The 24,184-nt window shown below is 71.0% G+C and carries 22 protein-coding genes and 1 pseudogene; 18 read left to right on the top strand and 5 right to left on the bottom strand.

The genetic code is table 11. From position 1 onward, the window contains the following. Positions 1-42 precede the first annotated feature (42 nt). Positions 43-6,270 carry a phospholipase A2 gene (locus CRV15_RS37370; RefSeq protein ID WP_003961835.1) on the bottom strand — a complete coding sequence of 2,076 codons (6,228 nt, stop codon included), beginning with the start codon at positions 6,268-6,270 and terminating at the stop codon, positions 43-45. Between the two features lie 354 nt (positions 6,271-6,624). Here CRV15_RS37370 and CRV15_RS07430 point away from each other — a divergent pair, with 354 nt between their 5' ends. After that, entirely contained in the window at positions 6,625-8,292 is a 1,668-nt protein-coding gene (locus tag CRV15_RS07430; protein ID WP_003952484.1) for an SWIM zinc finger family protein, read from the top strand. 542 nt (positions 8,293-8,834) lie between these two features. Here the strand turns inward: CRV15_RS07430 and CRV15_RS07425 are convergent. The 4 genes from CRV15_RS07425 to CRV15_RS07410 all read right to left on the bottom strand — a co-directional run bounded on the left by CRV15_RS07425 (position 8,835) and on the right by CRV15_RS07410 (position 12,243). Next, entirely contained in the window at positions 8,835-9,248 is a 414-nt protein-coding gene (locus CRV15_RS07425; protein ID WP_003952482.1) for a PIN domain-containing protein, read from the bottom strand. After that, positions 9,245-9,511: a hypothetical protein gene (locus CRV15_RS07420; protein ID WP_003952481.1), complete on the bottom strand. Its 267-nt coding sequence runs from the start codon at positions 9,509-9,511 to the stop codon at positions 9,245-9,247. Before CRV15_RS07420 ends, CRV15_RS07425 begins: the two co-directional genes overlap by 4 nt. Positions 9,512-10,694: 1,183 nt before the next feature. Next, positions 10,695-11,390 (bottom strand): HAD family hydrolase, encoded by a 696-nt coding sequence (locus tag CRV15_RS07415; protein ID WP_003952478.1) that lies wholly within the window; start codon positions 11,388-11,390, stop codon positions 10,695-10,697. Between the two features lie 4 nt (positions 11,391-11,394). Continuing rightward, complete coding sequence (locus CRV15_RS07410) at positions 11,395-12,243, bottom strand: GntR family transcriptional regulator (RefSeq protein ID WP_003952477.1); 849 nt, start codon at positions 12,241-12,243, stop codon at positions 11,395-11,397. Positions 12,244-12,869: 626 nt separating this feature from the next. On the opposite strand from CRV15_RS07410, the gene CRV15_RS36615 reads away from it, so the two are divergent. The 17 genes and pseudogenes from CRV15_RS36615 to CRV15_RS07325 all read left to right on the top strand — a co-directional run bounded on the left by CRV15_RS36615 (position 12,870) and on the right by CRV15_RS07325 (position 23,809). Then, complete coding sequence (locus CRV15_RS36615) at positions 12,870-13,028, top strand: hypothetical protein (RefSeq protein ID WP_230864166.1); 159 nt, start codon at positions 12,870-12,872, stop codon at positions 13,026-13,028. 90 nt (positions 13,029-13,118) lie between these two features. Next, positions 13,119-13,436: a DUF6284 family protein gene (locus CRV15_RS07400; protein ID WP_009997541.1), complete on the top strand. Its 318-nt coding sequence runs from the start codon at positions 13,119-13,121 to the stop codon at positions 13,434-13,436. Next, positions 13,433-13,894 carry a Pycsar system effector family protein gene (locus tag CRV15_RS07395; RefSeq protein WP_003961839.1) on the top strand — a complete coding sequence of 154 codons (462 nt, stop codon included), beginning with the start codon at positions 13,433-13,435 and terminating at the stop codon, positions 13,892-13,894. The genes CRV15_RS07400 and CRV15_RS07395 overlap by 4 nt, the downstream gene beginning before the upstream one ends. Positions 13,895-13,941: 47 nt before the next feature. After that, a complete protein-coding gene (locus CRV15_RS07390; protein WP_230864167.1) occupies positions 13,942-14,340 on the top strand; it encodes a hypothetical protein in 399 nt (132 codons plus the stop codon). Continuing rightward, positions 14,337-14,606, top strand: a complete 270-nt coding sequence (locus CRV15_RS07385; RefSeq protein ID WP_003952472.1) for a DUF6303 family protein — start codon at positions 14,337-14,339, stop codon at positions 14,604-14,606. Before CRV15_RS07390 ends, CRV15_RS07385 begins: the two co-directional genes overlap by 4 nt. Continuing rightward, positions 14,603-15,658, top strand: coding sequence for a hypothetical protein (locus tag CRV15_RS07380; protein WP_003961840.1), 1,056 nt, complete (start codon positions 14,603-14,605; stop codon positions 15,656-15,658). Before CRV15_RS07385 ends, CRV15_RS07380 begins: the two co-directional genes overlap by 4 nt. Next, positions 15,655-16,010, top strand: a pseudogene (locus CRV15_RS07375) (RRQRL motif-containing zinc-binding protein). Before CRV15_RS07380 ends, CRV15_RS07375 begins: the two are co-directional and overlap by 4 nt. Positions 16,011-16,038: 28 nt before the next feature. Next, complete coding sequence (locus tag CRV15_RS07370) at positions 16,039-16,275, top strand: hypothetical protein (RefSeq protein WP_003952468.1); 237 nt, start codon at positions 16,039-16,041, stop codon at positions 16,273-16,275. Positions 16,276-16,291: 16 nt separating this feature from the next. After that, positions 16,292-16,822, top strand: coding sequence for a plasmid transfer protein TraA (gene traA / locus CRV15_RS07365; RefSeq protein ID WP_003961843.1), 531 nt, complete (start codon positions 16,292-16,294; stop codon positions 16,820-16,822). Positions 16,823-16,835: 13 nt separating this feature from the next. Next, positions 16,836-18,863 carry a plasmid transfer protein TraB gene (gene traB / locus CRV15_RS07360; RefSeq protein WP_003961844.1) on the top strand — a complete coding sequence of 676 codons (2,028 nt, stop codon included), beginning with the start codon at positions 16,836-16,838 and terminating at the stop codon, positions 18,861-18,863. Positions 18,864-19,044: 181 nt separating this feature from the next. Then, positions 19,045-19,551, top strand: coding sequence for a hypothetical protein (locus tag CRV15_RS07355; RefSeq protein ID WP_003952465.1), 507 nt, complete (start codon positions 19,045-19,047; stop codon positions 19,549-19,551). A 15-nt stretch (positions 19,552-19,566) separates the two neighbouring features. Then, positions 19,567-19,866 carry a hypothetical protein gene (locus CRV15_RS07350; RefSeq protein ID WP_003952464.1) on the top strand — a complete coding sequence of 100 codons (300 nt, stop codon included), beginning with the start codon at positions 19,567-19,569 and terminating at the stop codon, positions 19,864-19,866. Positions 19,867-19,878: 12 nt separating this feature from the next. After that, positions 19,879-20,136 carry a hypothetical protein gene (locus CRV15_RS07345; RefSeq protein ID WP_003952463.1) on the top strand — a complete coding sequence of 86 codons (258 nt, stop codon included), beginning with the start codon at positions 19,879-19,881 and terminating at the stop codon, positions 20,134-20,136. Next, positions 20,130-20,651: a hypothetical protein gene (locus CRV15_RS07340; protein WP_003952462.1), complete on the top strand. Its 522-nt coding sequence runs from the start codon at positions 20,130-20,132 to the stop codon at positions 20,649-20,651. Before CRV15_RS07345 ends, CRV15_RS07340 begins: the two co-directional genes overlap by 7 nt. Continuing rightward, positions 20,648-21,394: a hypothetical protein gene (locus CRV15_RS07335; RefSeq protein ID WP_003952461.1), complete on the top strand. Its 747-nt coding sequence runs from the start codon at positions 20,648-20,650 to the stop codon at positions 21,392-21,394. The genes CRV15_RS07340 and CRV15_RS07335 overlap by 4 nt, the downstream gene beginning before the upstream one ends. 94 nt (positions 21,395-21,488) lie before the next feature. After that, entirely contained in the window at positions 21,489-22,331 is an 843-nt protein-coding gene (locus CRV15_RS07330) for a bifunctional DNA primase/polymerase (protein ID WP_003961845.1), read from the top strand. A gap of 2 nt (positions 22,332-22,333) precedes the next feature. Next, positions 22,334-23,809: a hypothetical protein gene (locus CRV15_RS07325; protein WP_003952459.1), complete on the top strand. Its 1,476-nt coding sequence runs from the start codon at positions 22,334-22,336 to the stop codon at positions 23,807-23,809. The last annotated feature ends 375 nt before the right edge of the window (positions 23,810-24,184 follow it).

Here is a 24,184-nt window from a genome sequence, read left to right as displayed (position 1 = left end):
ACCGGCCACGGAGCGATCAGCTGGTTCTCATGTCGGCGAGGGTCACCACTTCTTGAAGAAGGAGCTGTCCCCACCCTTTTTCACCGCGTAGTAGAAGCCGTCCGCCGCCCCCTTGCACACGAATTCGACGGCCTTGGGCTCACAGATCCGCTTCTTCATGTCGTAGCGGAACCGGTTGTCGATCTTGTCCTTGTTCGCCCTGGTGCGACGGTTCTGCTTCCGGTAGTTGCGGTAGCCGAAGTCGTGCCGGGCGCAGGGCCAGTAGAACTGACCGCTGTAGTAGCCGACCGAAGGCCCGATCACGATGTGCGAGTACCACGGGGCGGAGCACCCGTCGTCACTCCAGACGAGGTCACCGCGGCGTCCCTTGCGGCGCTTCTCGTCCCGGAAGGCCCACAGGCCGCGGGTGAAGAGCCAGTAGTCCGTGGCGGACTTCGCCGAACCCTTCGGCGAGTAGCGCGCCGCGGCCCTCATCGGCGAGGCGAGGGGGGAGGCCACGCAGCCCAGGCACCGGGCGAGGGCACCGGCCGCGCCGGTGACGTCCTCGCCGCCGATCAGAGCCGCCAGATCCGCTCCGGCGGGCTGTCCGGCCGCGCTGTCCTGGACGAGGACGTCCCCGGTGCCGGGGGTGTACTGGATCTGTCCCTCGTCACTGGCCTCGTTGAGTTCGATCGTCACCGAGCCGTCGTCGCCGATCGCCGCGATGCCGTTCAGATCGTCGACGTCGGTCACCAGCGTGCGGGTGACGCCCCCGCTGCCGTTCCGCACCCAGACGAGCTGGTCGTTCTCGTCGTAGTGGAACTGCTCGGCATCGGTCTGGGCCCATGCGCCCGCGGTGTTCGTCTCGATCAGGACGCCGCGCTTGCGGCCCGCCGGGTCGAGCGTCCAGGTCTGCCGGCGGTCGTCGGCCGTCTGGCGCCGGGTCGTGTCGTTGGCGAAGTACTCCGAGGACAGCCCGTCCGGGGAGGAGACCAGACGGCCCCGTCCGTCGTAGCGGTAGCCGTCGTCGACGATGCGCCCCGCCGAGTCGTAGACGTGCTCGGTCGGGGTGCCGGTGGCGGAGGGGCAGCCCGTCTCGGCGTTGCCGGTCCCGGCGGCCTGGCTCTTGCGGCTTCCGTTGGCGTTGTACGTGTAGCTGTACAGGGCGCAGTCGGCGGAGCCGTCCTGGGCGGTGGTGGCGCTCCGCACGAGACGGCCCGCCGCGTCGTAGGCGTTGTCGGCCACGGTCAGACCGGTCCGCTCGGCCAGTTCACCGTGCACCGTGGTGGTGGCGGCGCTGGAGAAGAAGGGCTCCTCCTGGCCGTCGAGGGTGTAGCTCCGGGCGACCGCCTCGCCGTTGGGCGCGTTGGTCTGGCGCATGGTGACGCCGCCGGGAAGGGTCTGCCGGACGGTCTGTCCGTCGGCGTCGTAGACGCTGGTGAACTCACCGGCGACGGAGTCGGTCACCTTGGTCGCCAGGCCACGGGGCTCGGCGGCGGTGTCGTAGGTGTAGGTGAGGGTGTACGGTGCGGAGCTGGTGGTCGTGACCACCCGGTTCAGGGCGTCGTAGGCGGTGGCGGTGGTGGCGCCGTTCGCGTCGGTGTATCCGACCAGACGCCCCAGGGCGTCATAGGCGCTGGTCAACGTGGCGTCGGCGGTCGAGACCGCGACAACCCTGCCGTTCTCCCGGTCGTAGCCGGTCGTGTTCTCCTCGACGGCCGCCCCGGCGTCGCCGGTGATCGCTGTCCGCGTGACCCGGCCGGCGTCGTCGTAGCCGGTCTCGGTGACGCGGGTGGTGCCGTTGCCGGTCTCGGTCGTCCTGGTGGTCTGCCCGTGCCGGTTGTACTCGGTGGTGGTGGTCAGGCCCTCGTCGGGGTTGCCGTTGGCTCCGGTGATCTTCGCCGCGGGGCTGGTCCGGCAGACCAGATCGGCCCACTCGGGGCGGCCGGAGCAGTCGCCCGTGCCGCCTGCCGTCCAGTAGGCGGTGACGGTCGCGGAGGCGTCCTGGCCGTCCGAGGCCGGGGTGGTCGCGAGAACCGGCTGTCCCGCGGCGTTGTACGTGGTGGTACGGCTCAGTGCGAGGCTGTCGGGCGCTTCCGTCCTGGAGAGCGGCAGCCCGGTGGACCAGTCGTAGGCGGTGCGGGTGGTGCGGGCACCGCTCTCGGGGTAGCCGGGTACCTGTACGCCGACCGTGGTCTCGGTGGGCCGGTGGCTGGCCCCGGCGCTGCCGTCGGTGGGACGGCCCTGGTCGTAGACGGTGCGGGTGTGCTCGCGCCCTGCCACCGCCGTTCCCGCCGGAACGGCCGGAAGGTCTCCGGCCGCGGGCAGTCCGGCGGTCAGCGAGGTGAGACGCAGGGGGCTGTAGGCGTCGATCTCGCTGACGCCGTCCTTGCTGTAGACGGACCGGGAGGAGAGCAGCTCCGCGCGGTCGTCCGCGGGCAGGGAGGTGATGCCCAGCGCGTCGAGGGTCCCGGCCGCCCCTGCCGAGGTGCCGAGGGCCAGCGCGCGGTTGGCGGCGGTCAGCTCGCGCACGGTGTTGCCGAAGGTGTCGTACTCACTGGTGGAGATGTGACCACCGGGCTCGGCGCTGTTGACCTGCCGCCCGGAGGCGTTGGTGTAGGTGATCACCGCGCGGCGGTAGTCGGCGGCCGTCAGCAGATCGCCGCTGTGGGCCGAGGGGACCTCGTCGGCGGGGAAGAGCGCGGTGGCGTCGGCGGGGGCGTCGGTCTGTCCCCATGCCGCGACCCGGTCCGGTCCCATGCCGTGCGGGGCCTTGTCACCGGTGAGCGGGACGTCGTAGACCACCGAGGTGGCGGCCTCTCCCTCGGTCTCCGTCCGCGACCCCTGCTTCAGCGCCGGACGGGACGCCTTGACCAGCATGCCCTCTCCGGCCGTGGCGGACGCGCCCGCCTTGGCGTAGGCGAACGTCCAGGGGAGTTCACCGGGCTGGGTGAGCCGGGTGACGCGACCCGCCGTGTCGTACGCGTACTCGGTCTTCAGCGCGGGGGTGATCCGGGGGTCCCACGTCTGGCGGAGACGGCCGTCGCTGTCGTAGGCGTAGGCGGCGACTTCGGTCGCCGTCGCGGTGGCCGCGCCCGGTTCGGTGGCCCACAGCTTGATCGCTGAGACCTGTCCGGCGTAGTCGCCGAGGTCGCCGCCGGTGGCTGTGGTGGTCCCGGCGTAGACGTACTCCAGTACGCGGCAGCCCTTTGTGCTCGGGGTGGCCTCGCACGTACCGACCGGGACCGCGCTGGTACGGGCGATCACATAGGCGGGGCGCGCGATCCGCCTGTCGTTCTGGGTGGTGACCGTGGAGACCAGCACCGTGGTGGGGTCGTCCGGGTCGTCGCCGGGACGGGCGGTGGCCGAGAGCTGCCAGGCGTCGGTACCTGCGGGCTTGGTGAAGGTGCTGACCGTTCCCGTGGTGTCCTTCAGGCGGTAGGCGCCGTCGCGCTCCTTCGCCAGGCTCAGGCCCTCGGCACCGGGCTCGGCCTTCCAGCCGCCGCCGGTGGTGGCGGTGAAGCCGATCTGACGGCCGTCCCCGTCCGTGACCGTGACAAGGCCGCCGTCGGCCTCACGCACGGTGGACCACGTGGTGTCGGTGAGTTCCGCTTCGGTGCCGGAGGCCCACTGCGGTCCAAAGATCGCGGCCTGACCGCTCTGCGTGCTGCCCAGGGAGGGGCGGCGCGAGGAGGCGTTGCGGGTGACGGAGAGCCCGAAGACGGTGGTGTCGCTCTCTCCGAGGGTGAAGTCACCGGTCAGAGCGTTGACACTGCCGGGGCCGACGGGCATCTCAGGGGCCGCACCCGCGTTGCGGTCCACGACGACGGTCGTCTCCGGAGAGGCGTCGGTACCGGCGCTGTCCTTGAAGACGGCACGGATGTCGACCGGGCCGTCCGCGCTGAGAGTGTCGGTGATGTTCCAGGTCAACGGGGCGGGCTTGCCTCCGCTGACGGCGACGGGCCACGCGCTCAGCACCTGGCCGCTGGAGTTGACGCGGACGTCCGCGACGGGCACGTCCTTCCAGGAGTCGGTCTCGCCACGCCGGTACTGGTAACGGACCTCGGTGTAGGTGCTCTTGCCCTCGGCCATCAGCCCGGTGCGCCGGGCCGGGCGCTCGCCCTCGCCGGGGGCGGTCAGGGCCGCGCCCTTGCCCGCGGCGAAGGAGTACGTCCTGGCGGCGGAGGTGTTGCCCGCCGCGTCACGGGTCTGCGTGGTGAGGGTGTGCTGCCCGGCCTTGAAGGTGAGGGTCTTCACGACGGCCGCCCCCGTGGTGGGTGCGGTGACCCAGGCACCGGCGTCCAGCTTGTACTGGATGTCCTTCACATCGCTGGTGGGCGGGGTGAAGGTGAAGGAGCCCGAGAAGTTCCCGGCGGAGTCGGGGGTTCCCGACCACTGACCGGAGGGGAAGGCGGACGAGGACACCGCGGTGGTGCCGGGCTTCACGGTGTCGACCGTGAAGGTCTGCCAGGCCGACCAGGTGCCGTTCCACGTCGTGCCGTCGTAGACCGCGGCCCGCCACTTGTACTGGCCCGGGGCCAGAGCGGTGGTCGGGCTCCACGGCGCGTTGGAGCCCGAGGCGACATAGGCGGACTTGCCGGTCTGCACCGCCGCGGTGCCGGTCGGAGTCCATATCTCGTAGGTGAGCTGGACGGTGTTGCCGTCCGGGTCCGTGGCCTTGCCGGTCAGGGTCGGAGTGGTGTCGGCCGTGGCCGTACCCGACAGGGGGGAGACGGGCGAGGCCGCTCCCGGCTTGGTGTTGTAGGTGACGGACAGATAGGGCGTGTTCGATGTCGCGTTGCCGGAGTTGAACCTCTTCCAGCCGAACTCGTCCTTCTCGTCACCGGCGCGCAGACCGATGTGGTTCTCGGCGCTGCCCTTGGCGGCCCAGTCCTTGGCCAGCGTGGTGATGTCCGCGCTCACCCAGCCGTCGGCGCACGGGCTGGAGTGGCCCTTGGTGCCGGTGGAGGTGGCCTGCTTGGAGTTCCAGGTGGGCTGGGCGGTCCAGCGGGATGCCGTGCCGGCGGGCTGGGTCGTCCACACGTCCCACGGCTTGGCCGTGCAGGACCAGGAGTGGAAGTTGAACAGGTTGAGCTTGGCGCTCTTGACGACCTTGCCCTTGATGGCGCCCGTCTTGAAGGACAGGAAGGAGCGGGCGACCTGGCCGGAGCCGTTGTTGCCGATCTTCAGCTCGACCGCTGTCGACTGGTCGGTGCCGTAGCCCTGCTGGACGAAGGTGTCGAAGTAGCCGCTCATGTTCACCGCCGGATCGACGGTGACCGGGAACTTCGTCTCCGGAGCGTCCAGGAACTTCGCGTCCGGGGTGAGCGTCAGGTCGATACGGTCGCCGTCCTGGGTGACCTTCAGCCCGACCGGGGCACGGCGGGTGTGCTCACCGGACTTCTTGTCCACGGTGGCGTCCCACATCACCGGGGCGGGCAGCGTACCGGCCTGCTTGCCGGTCTCGCTGTCCAGGAAGGTGACAGACCGGTCGTCGTTGGCGCGTGCCTTCAGCCCCTTGACGCTGAGGCTGAGCGTGACGGTGCCGGTGGCGTCGACCGCCGACCGGTCCTTCAGCTCCAGGAACTGCTCGAAGCCTGTCCGCGTGGCATCGACCACCAGATCCGTACGGGGCAGCACGTCCGGGTAACGGGCGGTGTTCCCCTCCAGCGCCGGTGCGGGAAGCGCGCCGCGCCAGGAGAGGGTCATCTTCCTGCCGTCGCCGTCGTCCAGGGACACGAGCGGTACCGCCGGGGTCTCGGCATCGCCGGGCGCGGTGCCGGCCGCCTTGATCCTCGCGGCGGCGGCGGCCGGTGTCTTCCCGGCCAGCGCCAGGTCCAAGGGGTGCGCCTGAGCCGCGACGGTTCCGTCGGGCTGCTCGACCAGGTCGGCGTCGACCGTCTGCCACTCCCCGGAGGCGTCCTTGAAACGGACGGGTCCGGTGGAGACCTCTTCCGTCGTGGTGCCGTCCGGGTTGATCCAGGTCGTGCTGTTCTCGGTGCGCTCCGACAGCACCTCGATGCGGCGGTCCTGGACTCTGGCCATCAGGGCCGCGGCGGCGGCGTCGTCCGCCGAGGCGGCCCCGGCGGGCCGCTTGGCGGCCACGGCGGCGGGCGCCCGCACATCGGCGGGCACCGGTGACGCGACCGCCTGTCCGGTGGTCTGGACGACCAGCGCGGTCTCGGCCGCCATCAGCGCGGCCAGCGTCCAGGCCAGCGGCTTCCACTTCTGCGCGGCGGGAGGCGGAGGCGGTGGAGAGTGGCTGAAGCCCCGGTCGGAAGGTTCGGGCATGAAGAGATCCTCAAAAAACCGGATTTACATATTCCGGATTGCCGAGGATCTTCACATCGTTCTTACTTTGGATCAATAAGCCCATCACATGAGATGTTGCTCGATCGTGATCAAGGTGTCTCATGGATGATCGATTTGCCGGAAAAGGCAGGCAAGTGACCGATAAGGCAAGAGGTGTTATGGCCTTCTCTGTGCCGTGTATCACGCTGTGCCCGCCCTTCGGTGAAAGGTTCCCGCGAGACGCGGGGAGGGGGCGGCACACGGCTGGACCGCACCGCTCCCCGCACGGGTGATGGGACCATCGACCGGAGGCCGACAGACGTCGAGCGGGAGCCGAAACGGGGTGGGGAAGCCATGGAGAGGCTGACGGAGGCGGACCTCCGGTCGCTGGCCGGGCCGCGTTCGTTCGAGCGCGGGCTCGGTTACGTCGACGCGGTGTCCGGTGTGGAGGTCGGCGACGGCTGGATCAGGGCCTCGGTCCGCGGCACGGAGCGCTACGAGGCGGAGTTGACGCCGGGTCGGCGCGGGGGGCTCACGGGCGTGTGCGACTGCCCGTACGGCCAGGAGGGCAACTTCTGCAAGCACCTGGTCGCGCTCGGCCTGACCGTGCTCGCCCAGGAGGGCGGGCTTCCCCGCCTGCGGGAGTCGGCCCGGACCCGGGCGCGGAGCCTCGACGCCTGGCTGTCCGGCCTCTCCCCGGACGAACTGCTCACCGTCGTACGCGACGAACTCGCCGAGGACCGCCGGCTCCGCCGCCGCCTGGAGCTGCGGGCGGCGAGCGCCCGGGGCGACCTGGCCGCACTCCGCTCCCGCATCCGGGACGCGCTCGACATCGCTCCGTTCGCCCAGTACGGCCACGTCGAGTACGCCGATGCCCGCGCCTACGCCGACCAGGCCGGACAGGCGGTGTCCGCGATCCGTTCACTGACCGCATCGGGTCGGGCCGCCGACGCGATCGCGCTGGCGCGGGAGGCGATCGGGCTGCTCGCCGGGGTGGTCGAGAGCGTCGACGACTCCGACGGATGGCTCGGCGGGATCGGTACCGACCTCGCCGACATCCACCACGACGCCTGCCGCGCGACCCGCCCGGACCCGGAGGAACTCGCGCACTGGCTGGTCACCCACGCCCTCGACGACGCCGCCGACCTGACGGACATCGACCCGCTCGACTACGAGGACCTGCTCGACGAGCGGGGGAGGGCCGCCCTGCTCCGGTACGCGACGGAGGCATGGACGGCGAACCGCACCGGCTGGGCCGAGAAGGAGCTGATGCGGCGCCTGGCCGGGGCGCGCCGGGACATCGACACGGTGGTCGCCGTGCTCGCCGCGGACCTCGCGCCGAACGGCCACACCCATCTGCTGATCGCCCGCGAACTGGACGCCGCCGACCGCCCCGCCGACGCCCTGGAATGGGCCGAGCGCGGCCTCCGCGCCACCGCGGACCTCGCCGCCGTCGACACGGCCCTGGTCGACCACCTCGCCGACCGCTACGCACGGACCGACCGCCCCACCGACGCCCTCACCCTGCGCCGCGACCACTTCGCCGCCCGCCGCACCCTGCTCACCTACCGGCAACTGCGCACCGCGGCCCGGGCCGCCGCATGCTGGCCGCCCGAGCGGGAGAGGGCTCTGGACCTCCTGCGCGCGGACGCCGACCAGAAGGCCGCGCACGGCGGCCGTGTCCTCGTCGACGTCCTCCTGGACGACAAGGACACCGACGCCGCCTGGCAGGCGGCCATGACCCACGGCACCCACGACGACCAGTGGCTCACCCTCGCCGACCTGTCGCGCGCGACCCGCCCCGCCGACGCCCTCGCCGTCTACCACCGGATGGCTGCCGGCCTCGCCCATGAGACCGGCAATCGTGTCTATGAGCGGCTCGTCGGCCTGTTCCTGAGCATGGGTGACTGCCACCGCCTTCTCGGCACGCCGGACGACTTCACCGCGTACATCACCGACGTGCGCACGGCACAGAGGCGCAAGCGGAACCTGATGCGGCTGATGGACGGCCACGGCCTGTGAGCCACTGCCGCCGCCTGGCACCGTTCACTGTGCTGCCCCTGGTGGGAACCGCCCTGCGCACACGGCTCAGGAGGTTCGTGGGGACGGGGAGCGGTCCGCCATCCCGGCCCCGCCGTCGCCCGGTGGCCGTTCGCCTCCAGGACGGCAATCCGCATGATCACCAGAGCGCGAAGCAAGACAGGGTCGCCAAGCTCGTCCGAGACCCGAGGTGGGGCCGAGTGCCGACTCCTTCCCCGCCGGATCGACCAGGCCGGTGCAGATCTCTCGGATCCACTGTTCGCGAAGATCCGTCAGAGTTGTTCCGGGGCGCATGCCTCCGACCTGCTCCTGTCTGCCCTCTGCCTGAGGTGGGTGTTCCAGAGCGTCACCATCGAATGGTGCGAAGAGGGTAGCGAGGGGCACTGACACGGGGTCCGAGTTGGTGGCGCCTCAGGACAGAGTCCTCTGCCCGGACTTGAGCACCCCCTGCCACTCGCCCGGCGGCTTGCTGCTGCCCGCTGGGTGCTCTGTCCAGGCGGGTCGGACGCGGTCCGCGAGCCCGGTCAGATCTTGATCACGGTCGCACGTCCACCGCAGAGGGCGGTGAGGTCCTCGGGGCCGGAGGTCAGGATGGTGGCCGGCCCGGGTGAGGCGAGGGCCGTGGCGCTGAGCATGGCGTCGATCGCGTACTTGTGGCCGTGGAGGCCGACGTCCGCGAGGAGGGCCGCCGCGTGCCGGGCGATGGCCTCGGTGGCCGGTTCGACCACGATGCGGGAGAGCATCCACTCCAGGGCGGGGCGGTTGATCCGGGGGTGGACGACCTCCACCAGGGTGGCCGCGGAAGTGATCACGCGGAGGTCGTCGGTCCTGGCCAGGGCGAGCCAGGTCGTGACCGTCCGGTCACGGAGGACCGCCTTGGCCAGCCCTTCGCTGTCGAGCACGAGCGTGCCGCCGGGGGCGGCAGGAGAACGGGTCACGCGGCGTTTGCTCCGCCCTGCGTCTGCTGCTGACTGCGGGCGCGGTGGAGCTGGTCGCGCGCTGACTGGATCTCCTCGTCGCTGACGGGGCCGTGCTCGGCCTCGGCGACCTGGATGATCTCGTTGAGGTTGTCGCGCTCGATCTGCCGGGCGACGGCTGCGGCCACATAGGCGGAAAGTCCGGAGGGGCCACTGCGGGCCTTGGCGGCCTCGGCGATATCGCGCGGCATGGTGATCGAATACTTGCCGGTAGGTTCGCTCATGCTACCTATCCTACCGCTGATGCCCTATCTGTGTGTGCGGCATCCCGCACGCAGCCCCGGCGGGTTCACCTGGTCGGAGAGGTGGTGGCTCGTCATGAACGCGAAGGGGAAGCAACCGCAGACCGTCGAGGGGGAGGACCGGCGTGGGTCAGGTCGAACTCGGCACCGGAGCGCTGCTGAGGACCTGGCGGGCGTGGTGCACCGGTGCGCGGTGGGATGCCAAGCCGCTCGTCGAAAGCAGTGCTCTCGGCCCAGCCGGCGTTCCACGAAGCGGTGGGGCGTCGGCGGAAAGGGAGGGACGAGGCCGAGCGGTCGTTGGAACGGTTGACCGAAGCGTGGGCCGAGCAAGTCCGCGAGGCTGCGGCCACGGCATCGGCCGGGAAGCCGTGGAGGCTGATCGGGGTGGAGATACCCCCTACCGGGCCGTCCACGCGTGGTGCGGGGAGACACGAGGTGCTGACCGACGGGGAGTCGGCTGTGCTCGCGGCGTACCAGGTTGCCGTGGACCGGCGCCGGTCCACCGCGGCATTGTGGGTTCCCCAGGGCATCGGCGGGCAACTCCTGGCAGAAGAGGGCGCGATGGCGGCGACCGATCTCCTCCGTGGAGCCGAGGACTGGGCCGCGCCGGCCTCCACCCTCCTCATGGCCTGGGACCCGAAGGGCTCTGCTGGCACGGCTCGATGGCCGATCGAGACCTCATGGCGCCCTGTAGCCCCGGAAAGACAAACGGCCCCCCGGACATAGGGCATTGGTGTCCCCAGCGATGGGAATAGCAGGTCACAGAGTTTCAGCGGGCAAAGAGGGCCCTCGCCGACTTTCATCCCGCGGGTGTCCCGCAGAATCCGACACGGATTTCTCCGCGGGATCGCGAACTCGTCCCCTCCGCCTTGGATCGCGACGAAACCGCTGGCCAGCGTCCTGGTGGCAGCCAGTTGCACACGGTCCAGTCGACCGTTGCTGTTCTGCCATGCACAAGAAAGGCCCTGACCGGCATTTCTGCTGGTCAGGGCCTTAATTCGGAGTGCCCCCGGCAGGATTCGAACCTGCGCACACGGCTCCGGAGGGCATGCGCATGAGACCTGCGAAGGCTGCTCTGACCTGCAAGAACGGGTCAGTGCGTGAGAGTGCTCCGACAGTTCACGCACTGCTCACGCACTGGCTGCGCTGAGCAGGCTGGGAGCCCTCAGCGTCCGACAGGTCCCGCAGCCGTGACGGCCTCAGCCAGCTCGGCCATAGAGTCCGTTACCGCGATGGCCCCGGCTGCCGCGAGCTTCGCTGACTTATGGGGCTTGTTGGCGTACCCGATGGTGGCCACCCCCGCTGCCGTGCCAGCCTCTACGTCCCGTACCGCGTCCCCGATGAACACGCACTCGGATGGGTCTGCGTCCGCCGCTTGCAGCGCGTCATCGAGCAGTCGGGTGCTGGGCTTCATGGAGGACGGATCGCCAGGGACCCGACCGAAGACTTCCGCCACGTAGTCGTGCAGGCTGTGGGCAGTCAGGTAGGAGCGAATGGCAATTCCGGCGTTGTTGCTGACCACCCACACATTGCGCCCCGTCTGCTGACACGCACGCAAAAGTGATTCGGCACCTGGTGTCGGGCTGGCAACCCTCACCGCGACCTCCTCAAGCTGGCTGAGATAGGAATCGGCAGTTGGAATGAGCGATGGGTGGGCATCGGCTACGGACCGGAGGATGACGAATGGGTCTGTCTCTGCGGCGGAACCGATAGGTGCGTTCGGAGCTTCTTTGGCTAGGAAGTCCTGGAGGCGTTTGGTCACCTCTGGAGCTGGCAGGCCCGCGAACGCCGAGCACACCGGGCCATCGAAGTCGAGAAGAACGTGGCGGGCGGGGCGCAGTGCTTTCACCAGCGCGTTCATGCGGTCACGCCTTCCACTCGTAGGCGATCGTGTCCCACACGCTGTTGAACCACCGCTGAGCCTGCTGGACGTACTGGGAACCGATTGAGGCGTCATCGGGTCCGGCGGAGTGGTGGAACAGGGTCGTGTCCTTCCCGGTGATGTCAAAGAAGGAGTAGGACTCGCCCTCGAAGGTGAGAGACCTTTCGCGTAGCGGGTAGAAACCGAAGAATGCCTCTCGCTCGTTCAGAACGTAGAGCTTGAACAGGCTCGATGCTTTGTGTACCCGAACCTCTACCTTCGCTGACTGGACCAAGCCATATTCCGCCAGCACTTCGACGGAGTGCTTGATGCCGCCCGCGTTCGTGACGCCGATGTTGTGAGCCCTGCGCCGCAGCGCCTCTTCGTCGCGTAGGCCATCTACGGCCACAGGCACCCCCATCGGTGCCGAAGCGTCCGGCAAGAGCAGTCGGACGGTCACGGACTCCGGCGTGAGTCGTCCACTGCGTACCTTGTCCAGTGGTTCCTGCATGGCGTTGTGCAGGGTCTCGCTGGAGAAGCCAGCGAAATCGATCGTGACGTTCGGCTCCGCGAACGCTGCTTCCAGGTGGGGGCGGAGCCCTACCGGTCGCTCTGTTCGCTCCCGCACGAAGCTGCCACTGCCCTGGCGCGTAACGATGAGCCCTTCACCTCGGAGGAGGTCAAGGGCCTTGTCGACGGTGCCCCGAGCTACGCCGTACCGGCGAGCAAGTTCGGGGCCGGAGGGAAGTTTGTCACCCGGGGTGAAGCCTTCCTTGCGGGTGAGGATCGCGGCACGCAACGCGCTGCTGACCTGCTGATACGGGGGGCGCGGGTCGTCCGGGTCAAGGCTCATGAATCCATGCTAGAACACATGCCCAACAAGCCCGAGTCTCCTGACTCTCTTGACCTGCCTAAGCAGGTTCTCTATGTTGAGCATGTCGCCACCGCGAGAGCGGAGGAGATGGAGAGGCCCTTCTTTGGGCTGCTCGCAGCGTCCGGTGGGTCCCGTGTGAACGGGAGCCCTGAGCAGGGGTTGCCGCGCTCACCGGGGAGCGATTGATCGTTGCTTGAGAACTGAACAGAGTGTGCGAATGAACGGCGGGGTGGAAGTCCCCGTCCCCGCGACGGCCGGGTAAATGCCGTCCCTGCGGCGGCCGGGTAAGTGCCGTCCGGCGGCACACCTTGCTCGTGTGCCAGCTCTGGAGACCACCTGCGCGGGATCATCCCTCCCTTTTCGGGAGGTCAGCCCGTGGGGTGCCATCTGGTGCACGGCCGCCCTGCTGGCGTCAGAGCAGCGACGATGACGCGCCCGTATCCGGCATCTCGGGACCGGTGCCCCGTGGCAACGGGGCACCGGTGAAAGCCGTTCCCGCCCCGTTCGGGGCGGCCGGTTGCCTCTCCTGTCCGTCCGGCCCCGCGAGGGCTGTACGGACGGGAGCGCGGGGAGCCGGAGGTACCGGCCCCGGACAGGAGAGATCGATGGCTCGCGAACGTATCCGTCGGGTTGTGGACCCGCAGACCGGTCGTGTGGTGACCGAGACGGCGACGCTCCACGGGGAGGCCGCCGTCGCGCCGGGCGTTCGGATGGTGCCCGGCAAGAAGAGCGACGGCGGCAAGAAGAAGAACAAGAAGGGCTGACCAGCCCCTCTCTGGCGCGGCCCCCGGGGATGCACCCCCGGGGGCCGCTGTCGGGCCGCACACCAACCACTACGAGGAGAGATACGACCCATGGACATTGTCCTTCAACCGGCCGCCGTCGCTGACGCGGTCGAGTGGCTTGAGCCCACGGACGCGGACCTGGACGCGATCGAGGCTGAGATGCCCGCGATCCTCGCGGACGCGGCCGGTCTGGATCTGGAGGCCGAGGTGCTGACCGCCGCTGCGGAGTGGCTGGACGCGCTGATCGGCGCTGTCCGCCCGGTGCGGGCGGCGGGGGAGCGGCCGGTGCGGCGGGCCCACCGCCGGACGCTGGCCGCGCGCCGGGACCTGACCAACCACACCACCACGACCACGACGGCTGTTTCGGCTCTGGGGAGTGCGGCATGAACACGGGGCTTGAGGCGCGGCTGGCGGCTGCTCTTACCGGGGTGCAGGCGGAGATCGCCAAGGCTGACGGCAAGGTCGCGGGTGTGATGGCGTTTGTCGGCGCGGTCCTGCTGGCGGTGGTGGCGGCGGCGAAGGATCTGCGCGGCCTGCCGACCGGGGCCTATGTCAGCGGTGGAGCGGGGGTCGTGCTGCTGGTGGCTGCGGTCGTCATGCTGCTGGTGGCGGTCTGCCCCCGGCTGGGAGGTGCCCGCCCGGTCGGGTTCCCGGCGTGGGCTCGGATGACCGTGGACGAGATCCGGGCCGATCTGGAGACGGACCGGACCGCCGAGCACATCGCGGTGCAGTCCGGCGTCGCGCTGGCCAAGTACCAGGCGATCAGCCGGGGGATGGTTCTTGTCCTGGCCGGTCTCGGGCTGCTGGTCGTGGCGGTCGCGATCGTGATCGGGGGTGCGGTGTGAGTACCGCGTCTGTCGCCGGGGTCAGGGCCGATCGGCTGAGTGAGTGCATGCGTCGTGCCCTCTCCACGGGCGGGGACGGCGCAGTGGTGGTGTGCAGTGTCGGCACGGAACGCGCCCTGGTCGCCCGGGGCCTGATCCACCCGGTGGAAAGCACGCTGACGGAGCAGGGCATGGCCGTGCTGGCGCAGCTCCAGGACCCCACCACCGTGGAGATTGCCGCACCCCGTACCGCCGCTGATCTCCCGAAGGGCACCCGCGTTGTCTCGTCCGACGGGCGCACGGGCACCGTCAACGGGGTCGACGTCGGTCGTGTCACCAACCCCGACCACCGGAACTGCGGCCGCGAGTACGTCGGCGTCGAGCTGGACCCCGTCGTGGGCATGGCGCCCGGCACCGGGCGGACCTGCCTCTTCGTTGACGAACTGACCATCGGGGGTGCGGCATGACGACCTATACCGCGCGTCTGGATCAGTTCGGCGGGGGGTGGGGGTTGTGCGTCGTCCTTCACGATGCCTCCTGTGAGGAGTGGCCGGAGATGGAGTTCGGCCGGACCGATCCTGCCCCCACTCCTGCGGAGCGCACGGCCGCGCTGCGGGCGCTGGGCTTTGAGGTGGTGGGCCGCCGGTGGGCGTGGGAAGAACTCACGGTCCCCGACGGTCCGACTGAGCTGGCTGCCTCGATCGAGGTCCGCCGGATCGGCGGCGGGTCATGAAGGCCGCGCAGCGGACGGCTGGGCCCGCCATGGCGATGACGGCCGTGTCGATGGTGCTGACGCTGGTCGTGATCGTGCTGTGGCTCGATCCGGTGCTGCCGCTGCTGGTCGTGGCGGTCGTCGGGGCGGGGATCGACGGCGGCTGGCTCACCACCCTCGCCTACGAACGGCGTCTCGCCGCGCAAGGGGACCGGTCGACCCCGGTCACGGTCGTCGGCTGGCTCTTCGGGGCGGTGGCGACCGGGGTCCTGGTCGCCCACGCCCTCACCGAGGAGTCCCCCGCCCCGTGGCTGGCCGTGTCGTGGCTGCCGATCGGGGCGAAGCTCCTGTGGGTGGTGCACGGGCTGTGGGAGCGGACCGCGCTCACCCCGAGCGCGCTGGGAACGATCCAGCGGGTGCAGCAGGAGGCGCGGGATACGGCGGCGGTGGCACGGGCCCGGCTGCGGGCACAGGCCGCCACCGAGGAAACCCGCCTGACGGCCGTGACCGGCGTCGGGGCGCGGGTCGCCCGGGTCCAGGCGGAGACCGCCGGGGCGCTGGCCCAGGCGTGGTCGGTGCTGGAGAGTGCCCGCACGGGTGAGGCCACGGGCCGGGCGCTGGCGAGTGTGGCGGCACCCGCCACGGCCGCCGCACCGGGTGTGGCGGCCCGGTGGGAGCTCCCGGTGTGGGGGCCCACGGCGCCCGTGTCGGCACGTCCCCCGGAGAAGACCCCCGCCACACCCGTGGCGGGGGCGGACACGCAGGTCACGGCCCTGGGTCCGGCGTCTGCCGCACCCGTACCGGAGCCGCCCGCCGCACCCGCCACGGGTGTGGCGCCGATGGTGCTGGACGACGCGGCGGCCGTGGCGGGGGTCGCCACACCCACCCCGGGCGAGCCACTGACGGAAGATCAGCTGATGGTGGTGCTGCGCTATCTCCGCCACAGCGAGGACCCGCCTCTGTCCTACCGGCAGGCCCTGGCCGCCTACCGCGCCGCCGGGTACGTCGGCGGCGACGCCCGCATCCGGCTCGTGTGGACCGCGCTGCTGGCCCGTGAGGGGACCGGAGCATGAGCGGGGTATCCGCCGTGGTGGCCCGTCGTGATCTCTACGACCCGGACGGCGCCCGCCACGGCATCCCCACCTTCCCGTGGCGGTGCGCCCCGGACGGGTACGCCACCCGGCGTCAGCTCCGCGCCGACGGGCTGAGGCCCGGCGGGGCCGGGGGCCGCTGACGGCCTACCTGTACCGGGTGGCTCTGGCGCTCCCGGTGCGGCCGATGACCCCGGCCCGTGCCGCCGCCCTCGCTGCCGCGATGCGGGCCCGCCGCACCTGCCCTTCCTGCCGCACCGACTGCGGCTACTGCATCCCGCGCTCTCTCGGCATGTGCGTGCCCTGCGCCGACGGCGCCCCGCACACGGTCTGAGGCTTCCTGACTTCTGAAGGGACCGGTCATGACGACCGCGCATGAGACTGCTGCTGCTGTTCCGCAGCAGGGATCGCACCACTACGTCCTCACGCTGGATCTGCCTGGTCAGGCGATGTTCACGTGGGACGGCACGCTCACCCCGGGCACCCGGGACACCCGCTACGACGTCTACGTGTGGCTCAAGCGGCAGATCGTCGCTGCCCGTCCGGAGCTTGCCGACGCCAACGTGACGTTCTTCGCGCTGGAGCCCAACTCCCTCTGATCTTCGCCTGGAGGCGATGGCTATGAGTACTACCAGTCCGGGCCGTGGCGCGAATGGCAGCCAGGCCAAGACGAACAAGTCCAGCTCGTACACGGCGTTCGCTCCGGGGTTCACGGTGAACGTGAACACGGGCAGCAAGACGGCGGTGCCCACTCCGGCGGGCGGCGGCGGTGGTGCCGGTGCCGCGCACCGGGACGGGCATCTGCCGGAGCCGTACTTCACGTCCCCGGCGGACATCCGCTCGTACTGCAACCACCTGCGGGCCTTGGGTATTGGGCTGTCGTTCGAGGTGTCGATGGGCGCGGAGATCCTGAAGGCGACGCTGGAGACGGTGCCGGACCCGGAGGGCCGCCCCTTCGGGGCGAAGCTGCGGGCCCGGAAGGTGGCCCGGAAGATGCGCAAGAGCGCTGATGCGCTGAAGGACGCGGCCGTGAACGCCGCCGCCTGCTACGCGGCGTTCCAGCAGGAGTTCGAGGAAGAGATCAACCGCGTCCGGCACCGGGCCCGGCGCCCGCAGGGTCCCCGCATGGACTGGGCCCGCCAGTAGGGAGGTGAACGTGATGACCAGCAAGAACACCGATACCGAGAAGGATCGGGAAGAGCGGCTGAAGGGCGAGTCGTCCGCGTCCGGGCTGCGGTCGTGGCTGTGGCACCGGGCCAAGCCGTACGCGCCTCCGTGGATCGTGACCGGGGTGGTCGGCGTGGCCGGGGCCGGGGGACATGTGCTGTGGTCGGGGTCGGCTGCGGCGGGGGTGGGGCTGACCCTGGCGTCGGTGACGCTGACCGGGGCGGCGTGGTGGGCGGGCAAGAACGCCGGTCCGCAGCGCCGTCTGCACTCGGCCATCACGGTGGCGGCCGGGTCCGGGTGGGTGACCGGGGCCGCGCTCGCCGGGCCGCTGCCCGACCTGTTCCTGATCGGCGGGGCGACCGCCGCCCTGTCGTGGAACCTCCGCCAGACCCTCCGTTCCACCGAGCGCACCGCCGATCCGTCGGGGTCGCTGCTGGAGAAGGTGGGGCTGGCCAAGGCGGCGATCAAGAACGCGAAGGTGGAACCGAACCGGGTGACCGCCGGTCTGGTGCTGGAGCCGGGCGAGCAGACCAACGACGACGTGACCCGGGCCCTGCCCCGGGTCGCGTCCGCGCTGGACGTCCCCCCGACCGCCGTGCGGTACCTGCCCGACCCCGACTCGGCCCGCCGGGGCGAACTGGTGGTGGTGCCGGTCGACATGCTCGCCGACACGGTCCGCTGGGAGGAAGAGGGCCCGTCCCATCCGGGTGGGTCGATCACCGACCCGCTCGTGATCGGCGTGTACGACGATGGCTCCCCTCTCCTGCTGTGGCTGCCCGGCGACAAGGAGGCCGGACGCAACGCCACGCACGTCCTGATCGCGGGCATGACCGGCTCGGGCAAGGGCGACGGGGCCCTGAACCTTATGACGGAGATCCTGTCCCGCACGGACGTGATCTTCTGGCTGTCGGACCCGAAGGGGTTCCAGGACTTCCGGCCCCTGCTGCCCGGGATCGACTGGGCCGTTGAGGGAGGCACGCCCACCGAAGTCATGATCGAGGCGGTCAAGGCCGTCATCCCCGCCCGCACACAGTGGCTGGGCCAGCACTCCTACCGCCAGTGGGAGGCCGCCGCCGCCCAGCGGCAGACCGACCCCAAGCACTCCTGCCGCACCGGCGGCACCCCGTGCGGGTGCGAAGGGCTGCCCTTCCACGTCGCCTGGTTTGAGGAGGCCGGGGTCTCCCTCGGTCTCCTCGGGGACGACGCGTTCAACAGCATCGCGAACCTGGCCCGGTCGGCGGGGATGGCGCTGGTGGTGTCGCTCCAGCGGCCCAGCCACGACCAGCTCTCCACCACCACCCGCGACGCGCTCGGGTCCCGGCTGTGCTTCGGCGTCCCCAACGCCATGGCCGCCTCGTTCATGCTCCCTGATGCGGTGATCGACGCCGGGGCCGCGCCGGAGCGCTGGGCCAACCGCCGCCCCGGCTACTGCTACCTCATCACCCCCGGCATCCCCGAGGAGCGGTACAGCAGTCCGGGCCGTACGCGGTGGTTCACCGACACCGCCACCAGCCTCATGGAGACGGTGGCCCAGTGGGCCGCCCGCAACGGCGCCCGCGTCGACCCCGTCACCGCCCGTGCCGCCACCGGGGTTGCAGGGTCCGCCTACACCGACCGCAGCCAGCCGGACACCGGCACCGGCCCGACGGAGGAACCCGGGATGGACGACCCCAGCACCGGCACAGGACCGGCGGTCGACCCGGAAGACAAGGACATCGACCCCGAAGCCGACCTCCCCGGTCCCCAGCCCGGTGACGACGCCCCGCTGTTCGGCGAACCCGCCGGGCGCAAGCCGTCCCCGGACCAAGCGCGGGAACTGTTCGCCCAGGCGCTGGACGAGTTCGCGTCCGAGGGCCGGATGGTCATCGGACCGAAGGACTTCATGGACTGGTGCGACACCCACAATCTCTCGCGCTCGTGGGTCTCCCTCCGGCTGAAGGACGCGGCCGTGGACGGCCGTCTGGAACCCACCAGCCAGACCGGCCGGTGGCGCATCGTCCCCGCCCTCACACCTGCCTGACACCCGTAACGCGTTACGCCCGCCTAACACCCAAACCCTTAGGCAGACGGGCTGTTAGACGGGCGTAACAGCACCGCGTAACACCCCCTCACACCTCCCGTCCGACTCTGCGTAACACCCGCCGGGCTGGCCCCGCGCACACCCCCGTGCGGGGCCAGCCCGGCGGCCCTGGAGGACCACCGTGCATGAGCCGTACGAGATCACCACCACCGCCCTGGAGACCGGTCCGGCCTTCCGGCCCGCCTACCTCCCCGACCCGTCCCGACCCCCGATGGCCCCCCGGGAGATCCCGCCCGGGGTGGAACTGGTCACCCTCCCGGACGGCCGCCGCACCCTCGCCTACACCCACCCCACCCCCGTGCCGGTGATCACCACCGCCCCGGGGGCGGCCGGTCCGGGAGTACGGCCGGTACCGGCATGGGCCCGCACCACCGCCCTCCTCGCACCCACCGTCGGCGGCGGAATCGCCGCCGCAGGCATCGGTATCTCCTACGCCGCCCCGGGACTGACCGCCATGACCAACGCCCTGTGGGCCGCTGCCGCCCTGATCGCCACCGGCACCGCCGGAGCCATCGCCCTGCGCACCGGACGCCCCCGGGCCACCGGCCGGGGCACCACCCACATCACCCAGCAGATCACCGCCACCGGCCTCTTCGGCCGCGCCACCGGCACCATCAACCACCGCTGAACCGTCGGGAGCCCCATGCTCCAAAACCGCATCCGCCCCCACATCACCTTCACCACCTGGCCCCGCCCCGCCCTGATCCTCACCGACACCCCCGCCCCCGACTGCGCCGACTGCCACGGGGACGGCGGATGGGCCTACGACTACGGCGACGAGACCGGCTACGCGGGCACCAACTGGACCACCTGCCCGTGCTGGGACGCGGGATACCGCCGCACCCTTCTCCGCCTCCCCCGGCCGCCCCGCTGGCTCCGGCGACGGACCGGCCACCCGGACCCCTGGGCCCCCGGCGGCTACAGCAACAAACCCCCCTTCTAGAAAAGGAGACCCATGACCGCAGCACCCCGACAGCCCGCTCGGCGCACCAGCCCCCCGCCCGGGATGGAGCGGGTGGAGATCCGGTTGATCGCCCGTGACGGCGTCACCCAGGCTCTGGCCGGGCAGATCGCCGCCGCGATCCCCGACTGCCCCGCCCCCGCTTTCTACCGCTCCCGCAAGACCCCGGGCCAGACCCTCGCCTACATCCGAGCCCAGCTCCCCACCAGCAGCATCCCGCGCGCCATCGACGGCCCGGAGGCATCGTGCTGACCGCCCTCATCGCCGTACTCGGCACCCTCGCCGGTGGCGCCCTCGCCACCTACACCCAGCGCGCCACCGACCGCGCCGCCCGGATCGAGCGGCACCAGCAGCAAGTCACCGACGCGCTCATCGGCCTGCTGGACGCCGTCCTCCGCTACCGCGAACACCACTGGCTGATCGTCGCCCAACGTCGGAACGGGCGGCCCGAGACCCCGGAGCAGGCCGAACAGCGGTGGCGGCTGCGGACATCGGTCACTATCACCCGGGACCGCCTCGCCCTCATCGCTCACGGCACGCCCCTGGTCGACCTCGGCGAAGCTGCGGCGTGGGCGGCGATCGAACTGAGTGACATCCCGCTCGGCGGCGCCTGCGACGGGCTGTTCGCCCCCGACGTCGAGACCGAGCTGGAGACCGGACGGGACCGCAGCCGCGACGCCCACACTGCCCTCCGGCAAGCCGGAAGCGCCTACCTGCTGGCCACGACCCGGAGCCGCCGACGGCGACCCGCCCTGGAGACCCGATGACCCTCACCATCACCACCGCCACCGCGACCCGCCGGGGCACCCGCCCCCACAACGCCGACAACAGCGCCGTTCACCGGCTCCCGGGGACGGGGATGGTGGCCGCCGCACTCGTCGACGGCATCGGTAACAGCCCCGACGTGGTTCTCTTCTCCCGCACTGCCGCTGAGGTGGCCGCGCGGGTCGGTGCCCGCCGGGGCGCACTGCTCGGCATCCTCGCCGCCGCTGAGATGGCCGCCGCCCCGACCACTGTCCAGGTCGACGACGGCGTTGCCGTGGTCGCCGTCACCAACGCCGAGTCCGGGACGACATCGATCGCGTGGACCGGCGATGCCCGCATCTACGGCTGGACCGGCACGAGCCTGATCCAGCGGTCGACCGACCAGACCATGGGCACCTGGCTGCGGGAATGGGGCGGCACCGCCGTCACGCTCCACCGCGACAACCGCCCCGATGAAACCGTGACGGTAGAGGCCGGGGCGAGGGTGCTGGACGACTACGCCCGCAGTGCCCTGGGCCGCTGCTCGATCGCGACCGTGCCCCTCTGCTACGTCCGCGACCGGGTCATCATCCTCACGTCCGACGGTGCCCACGGGCAGATCCGCCGCACCACGCTGGAGGCCCTGGTCCAGGACCACCACGCCGATCCGTATGCCCTGGCCGACGCCATCACCGCCGCCGCCATGACCGGCCCGGACGGCTACCGCGACGACGCCACCTGCGTGGTCCTGAGCATCACCGGCTGACCCACCCGCCACACACCGAGGGCGGCCCCCGTCTCGCCAAAGTCCGGGGCCGCCCTCGTCCAGCACAACTCAACAGAGAGCTGAGGTGTCCAGCATGACTCATGCCCGCCCCTCCCTGCTACAGGCCGCGCTCAACCTCGCCGGTCGGGGGGTGCCCGTGCTCCCGCTCCGCGAGAAGCGCCCCCCGGCGAACTGCTCCGCGTGCCGGGACACCGTGTGCGGGGGCCGCCCCCACATGCGGACCCCCGGACTGTGCGTGTGCCCGCTGCCGTGCCACGCCTGGGCCGCCGCCACCACCGACCCGGCCGTTCTCTCGTCCGTCCAGTGGGCCGCAGACTGGCACCGCGCCACCGGGCTCGCCTACCACCCCGGCGGCGCCGGACTCACCATCGTCGACCTGGACGACGCGGCTGCGATCGCGTGGGCCCGCCGGACCCTGCCCCGTACCGTGACCGTGGCCACCACCCGGGGCGAGCACTGGATCTACCGGGGCACGATGCGGTCCGCGAACGCCGTCCGCCCCGGTGTCGACATCAAGTCGACCATGGCCTACGCACGGTGGCTCGGCCCCGGAACCGGGGCCATGATCCATCTGCCGGACGTGGTCCGGGCGCTGGTCGTGAAGGCGACCGCGCCCCGGACCGCGTCACTGCCCGCCGTGCCGTTGCCGGGTGGGGGCGGGGCGTGTCCGCACCGCACGCCTGTCTTCCTGGAGCGCGGGATCGCGATGGCCGAGCAGCACATCGCGGACGCCCGGAGCGCGATCCACAACACGGTCTACCGGGTGTTCCTTGCCGTGCTGTCCACCCATGGCCGGTGCGGCTGCCTCACCGAGGCACACGTGGAGCGGCTGTTCGCCGCCGCGCAGGCGCGGGGTGAGTCGATGCGGCACTGCACCGTCGCGTGGGTCAACGCCCGCGCCGCGCTGGTGATGTAGGCGTGGCCGAGGACGAGAAGGCCCCGGCGGCACGGCAGATCATCACCGACTACGCGCAGTCCCATTTCCGGTACTTCCGTACCACCGAGGGCACCGTGTACGCGCAGCGCAACGGCCACCCCGTGGCTCGCCCGATCCGCTCCCAGGGCACGACCGGGAGCCACCGCCAGGAACTCATGGTCGGCCTCTACCGGGACGGCCATGGCGTGTTCAACGGAACCGCGCTCAAGGAGGCGTTGGACTTGATCGAAGCACTCGCGCTGACCGAGGACGTGCAGCCCACCCATATCCGTGTCGCCCCGGGGTTCGACGGGGCGACGTGGCTGGACCTGGGCCGCGACGACGGCCGGTCCGTCCGTATCCACCCCACCGGGTGGGACGTCCGTATCCCTGATCCGCGTGAGGTGTGCTGGCGGCGCACCCAGCTCACCGGGGAACTCCCCCTCCCCGCCAAGGACACCAACGGCAAGGGCATCGACCTGTTGTTGAGGTTGTGCAACTTCGCCAACGCCGAGAGCGAGTGTCTGGCCCTCGCGTGGCTGATCGGGTGCCTGGAGCCGTCCGTGCCCGTCCCGGCACCGTTCCTCACCGGACCGCAGGGCGCGGGGAAGTCGACCGGCGGCCGGATGCTGGTACGGGTGATCGAGGGCATGACCGGTGACCTGCGCCGGGCCCCGCGCGATGAGGAGAACCTGATCACGGCGGTTGCCGCCGGATGGGTCACCGCCCTGGACAACCTGAGCCACCTTCCCCCGGACCTGTCCGACCTGATGTGCTGCGTCGTCACCGGCGCCGAGAGCATCAAGCGCGCGCTGTTCACCGACGGCGACGTGGTCCGCTCCCGCTACCGGCGCCCGCTGCTGCTGACCGGGATCGACGTCGGCGTCATCCGCCCCGACCTTGCCGAACGCCTCCTGCCCCTGCGGCTGGAGCGGCCCCGGGTCCGGCGCACCGAGGCGGAACTGTGGACGGAGTACGCACAGATCCTTCCGGTCGTTCTCGGCTCGCTCCTGGACCTCACGGTCCAGGTCCGCGCCACCGAGGCGGACATCCCCACCGACCTGCGCATGGCCGACTTCGCGCACCTGTGCGCCCAGCTCGACACAGCCGTCTCCCTCGGGGCGCTCGCTGCCTACCGGGCGAGCCTGGACGATCTGAACGACGACGTCATTGAGGGTGATCTGCTGGCGCAGACGGTCCTGACGCATGCCGCCGGGCTGGAGCCGGGGGCGGAGGTGCGGATGACGTCGTCCCAGTGGCTGCACTGCCTCACCGACCTCTACAGCGGCCAGGAGTGCCGTCCCCTGCCCAAAGGCTGGCCGACGACCGGGAAGGTGCTGTCCGACCGGCTGAAGCGGCTCCAGCCCACTCTGGCGGCCCGGGGTGTCCTCGTCGACTGGGGCCGCACCAAAGCCGCCCGCTACATCGAGATGACCCGCCCCGCCCCCGTACCCGCGCATCAGCAGACCGCACTCTGACCGCCGCACCACGGAGCGGACAAGCAAGAGGAGCACCGCCCGCCCCGGGTGCTCCTCTTGCTGTTCCGGCGCGAAGCCGCCCTGCAACAGGCGCGCCGCGACAGCGGCCCCTTCTTCACGCCCTGACAGCGGTGGCACCACCACAGACACCACCCCCTTCTTTTTCCTAAGAAAGGGAACGCTGCGTCACCCACGTCACCAGCACCCCACAAACGGCACCTGACCAGCAGCGACAGCGATGACGCAGACCCCCGAACTCTGCGTCATCCAGCGTCACCAGCGTCACCCGGTGACGCGGGCCCGCGTCACCGGGTGACACACCCCCCGTATCCCTGCGTCACCGAAAACCGCAGGTCAACCCCCTGATTGACGCAG

It is taken from the genome of Streptomyces clavuligerus (assembly GCF_005519465.1).
Classification (GTDB): domain Bacteria; phylum Actinomycetota; class Actinomycetes; order Streptomycetales; family Streptomycetaceae; genus Streptomyces; species Streptomyces clavuligerus.
Note: the sequence above shows the minus strand (reverse complement) of the source record. Positions and strands in the feature narration are given on the sequence as shown.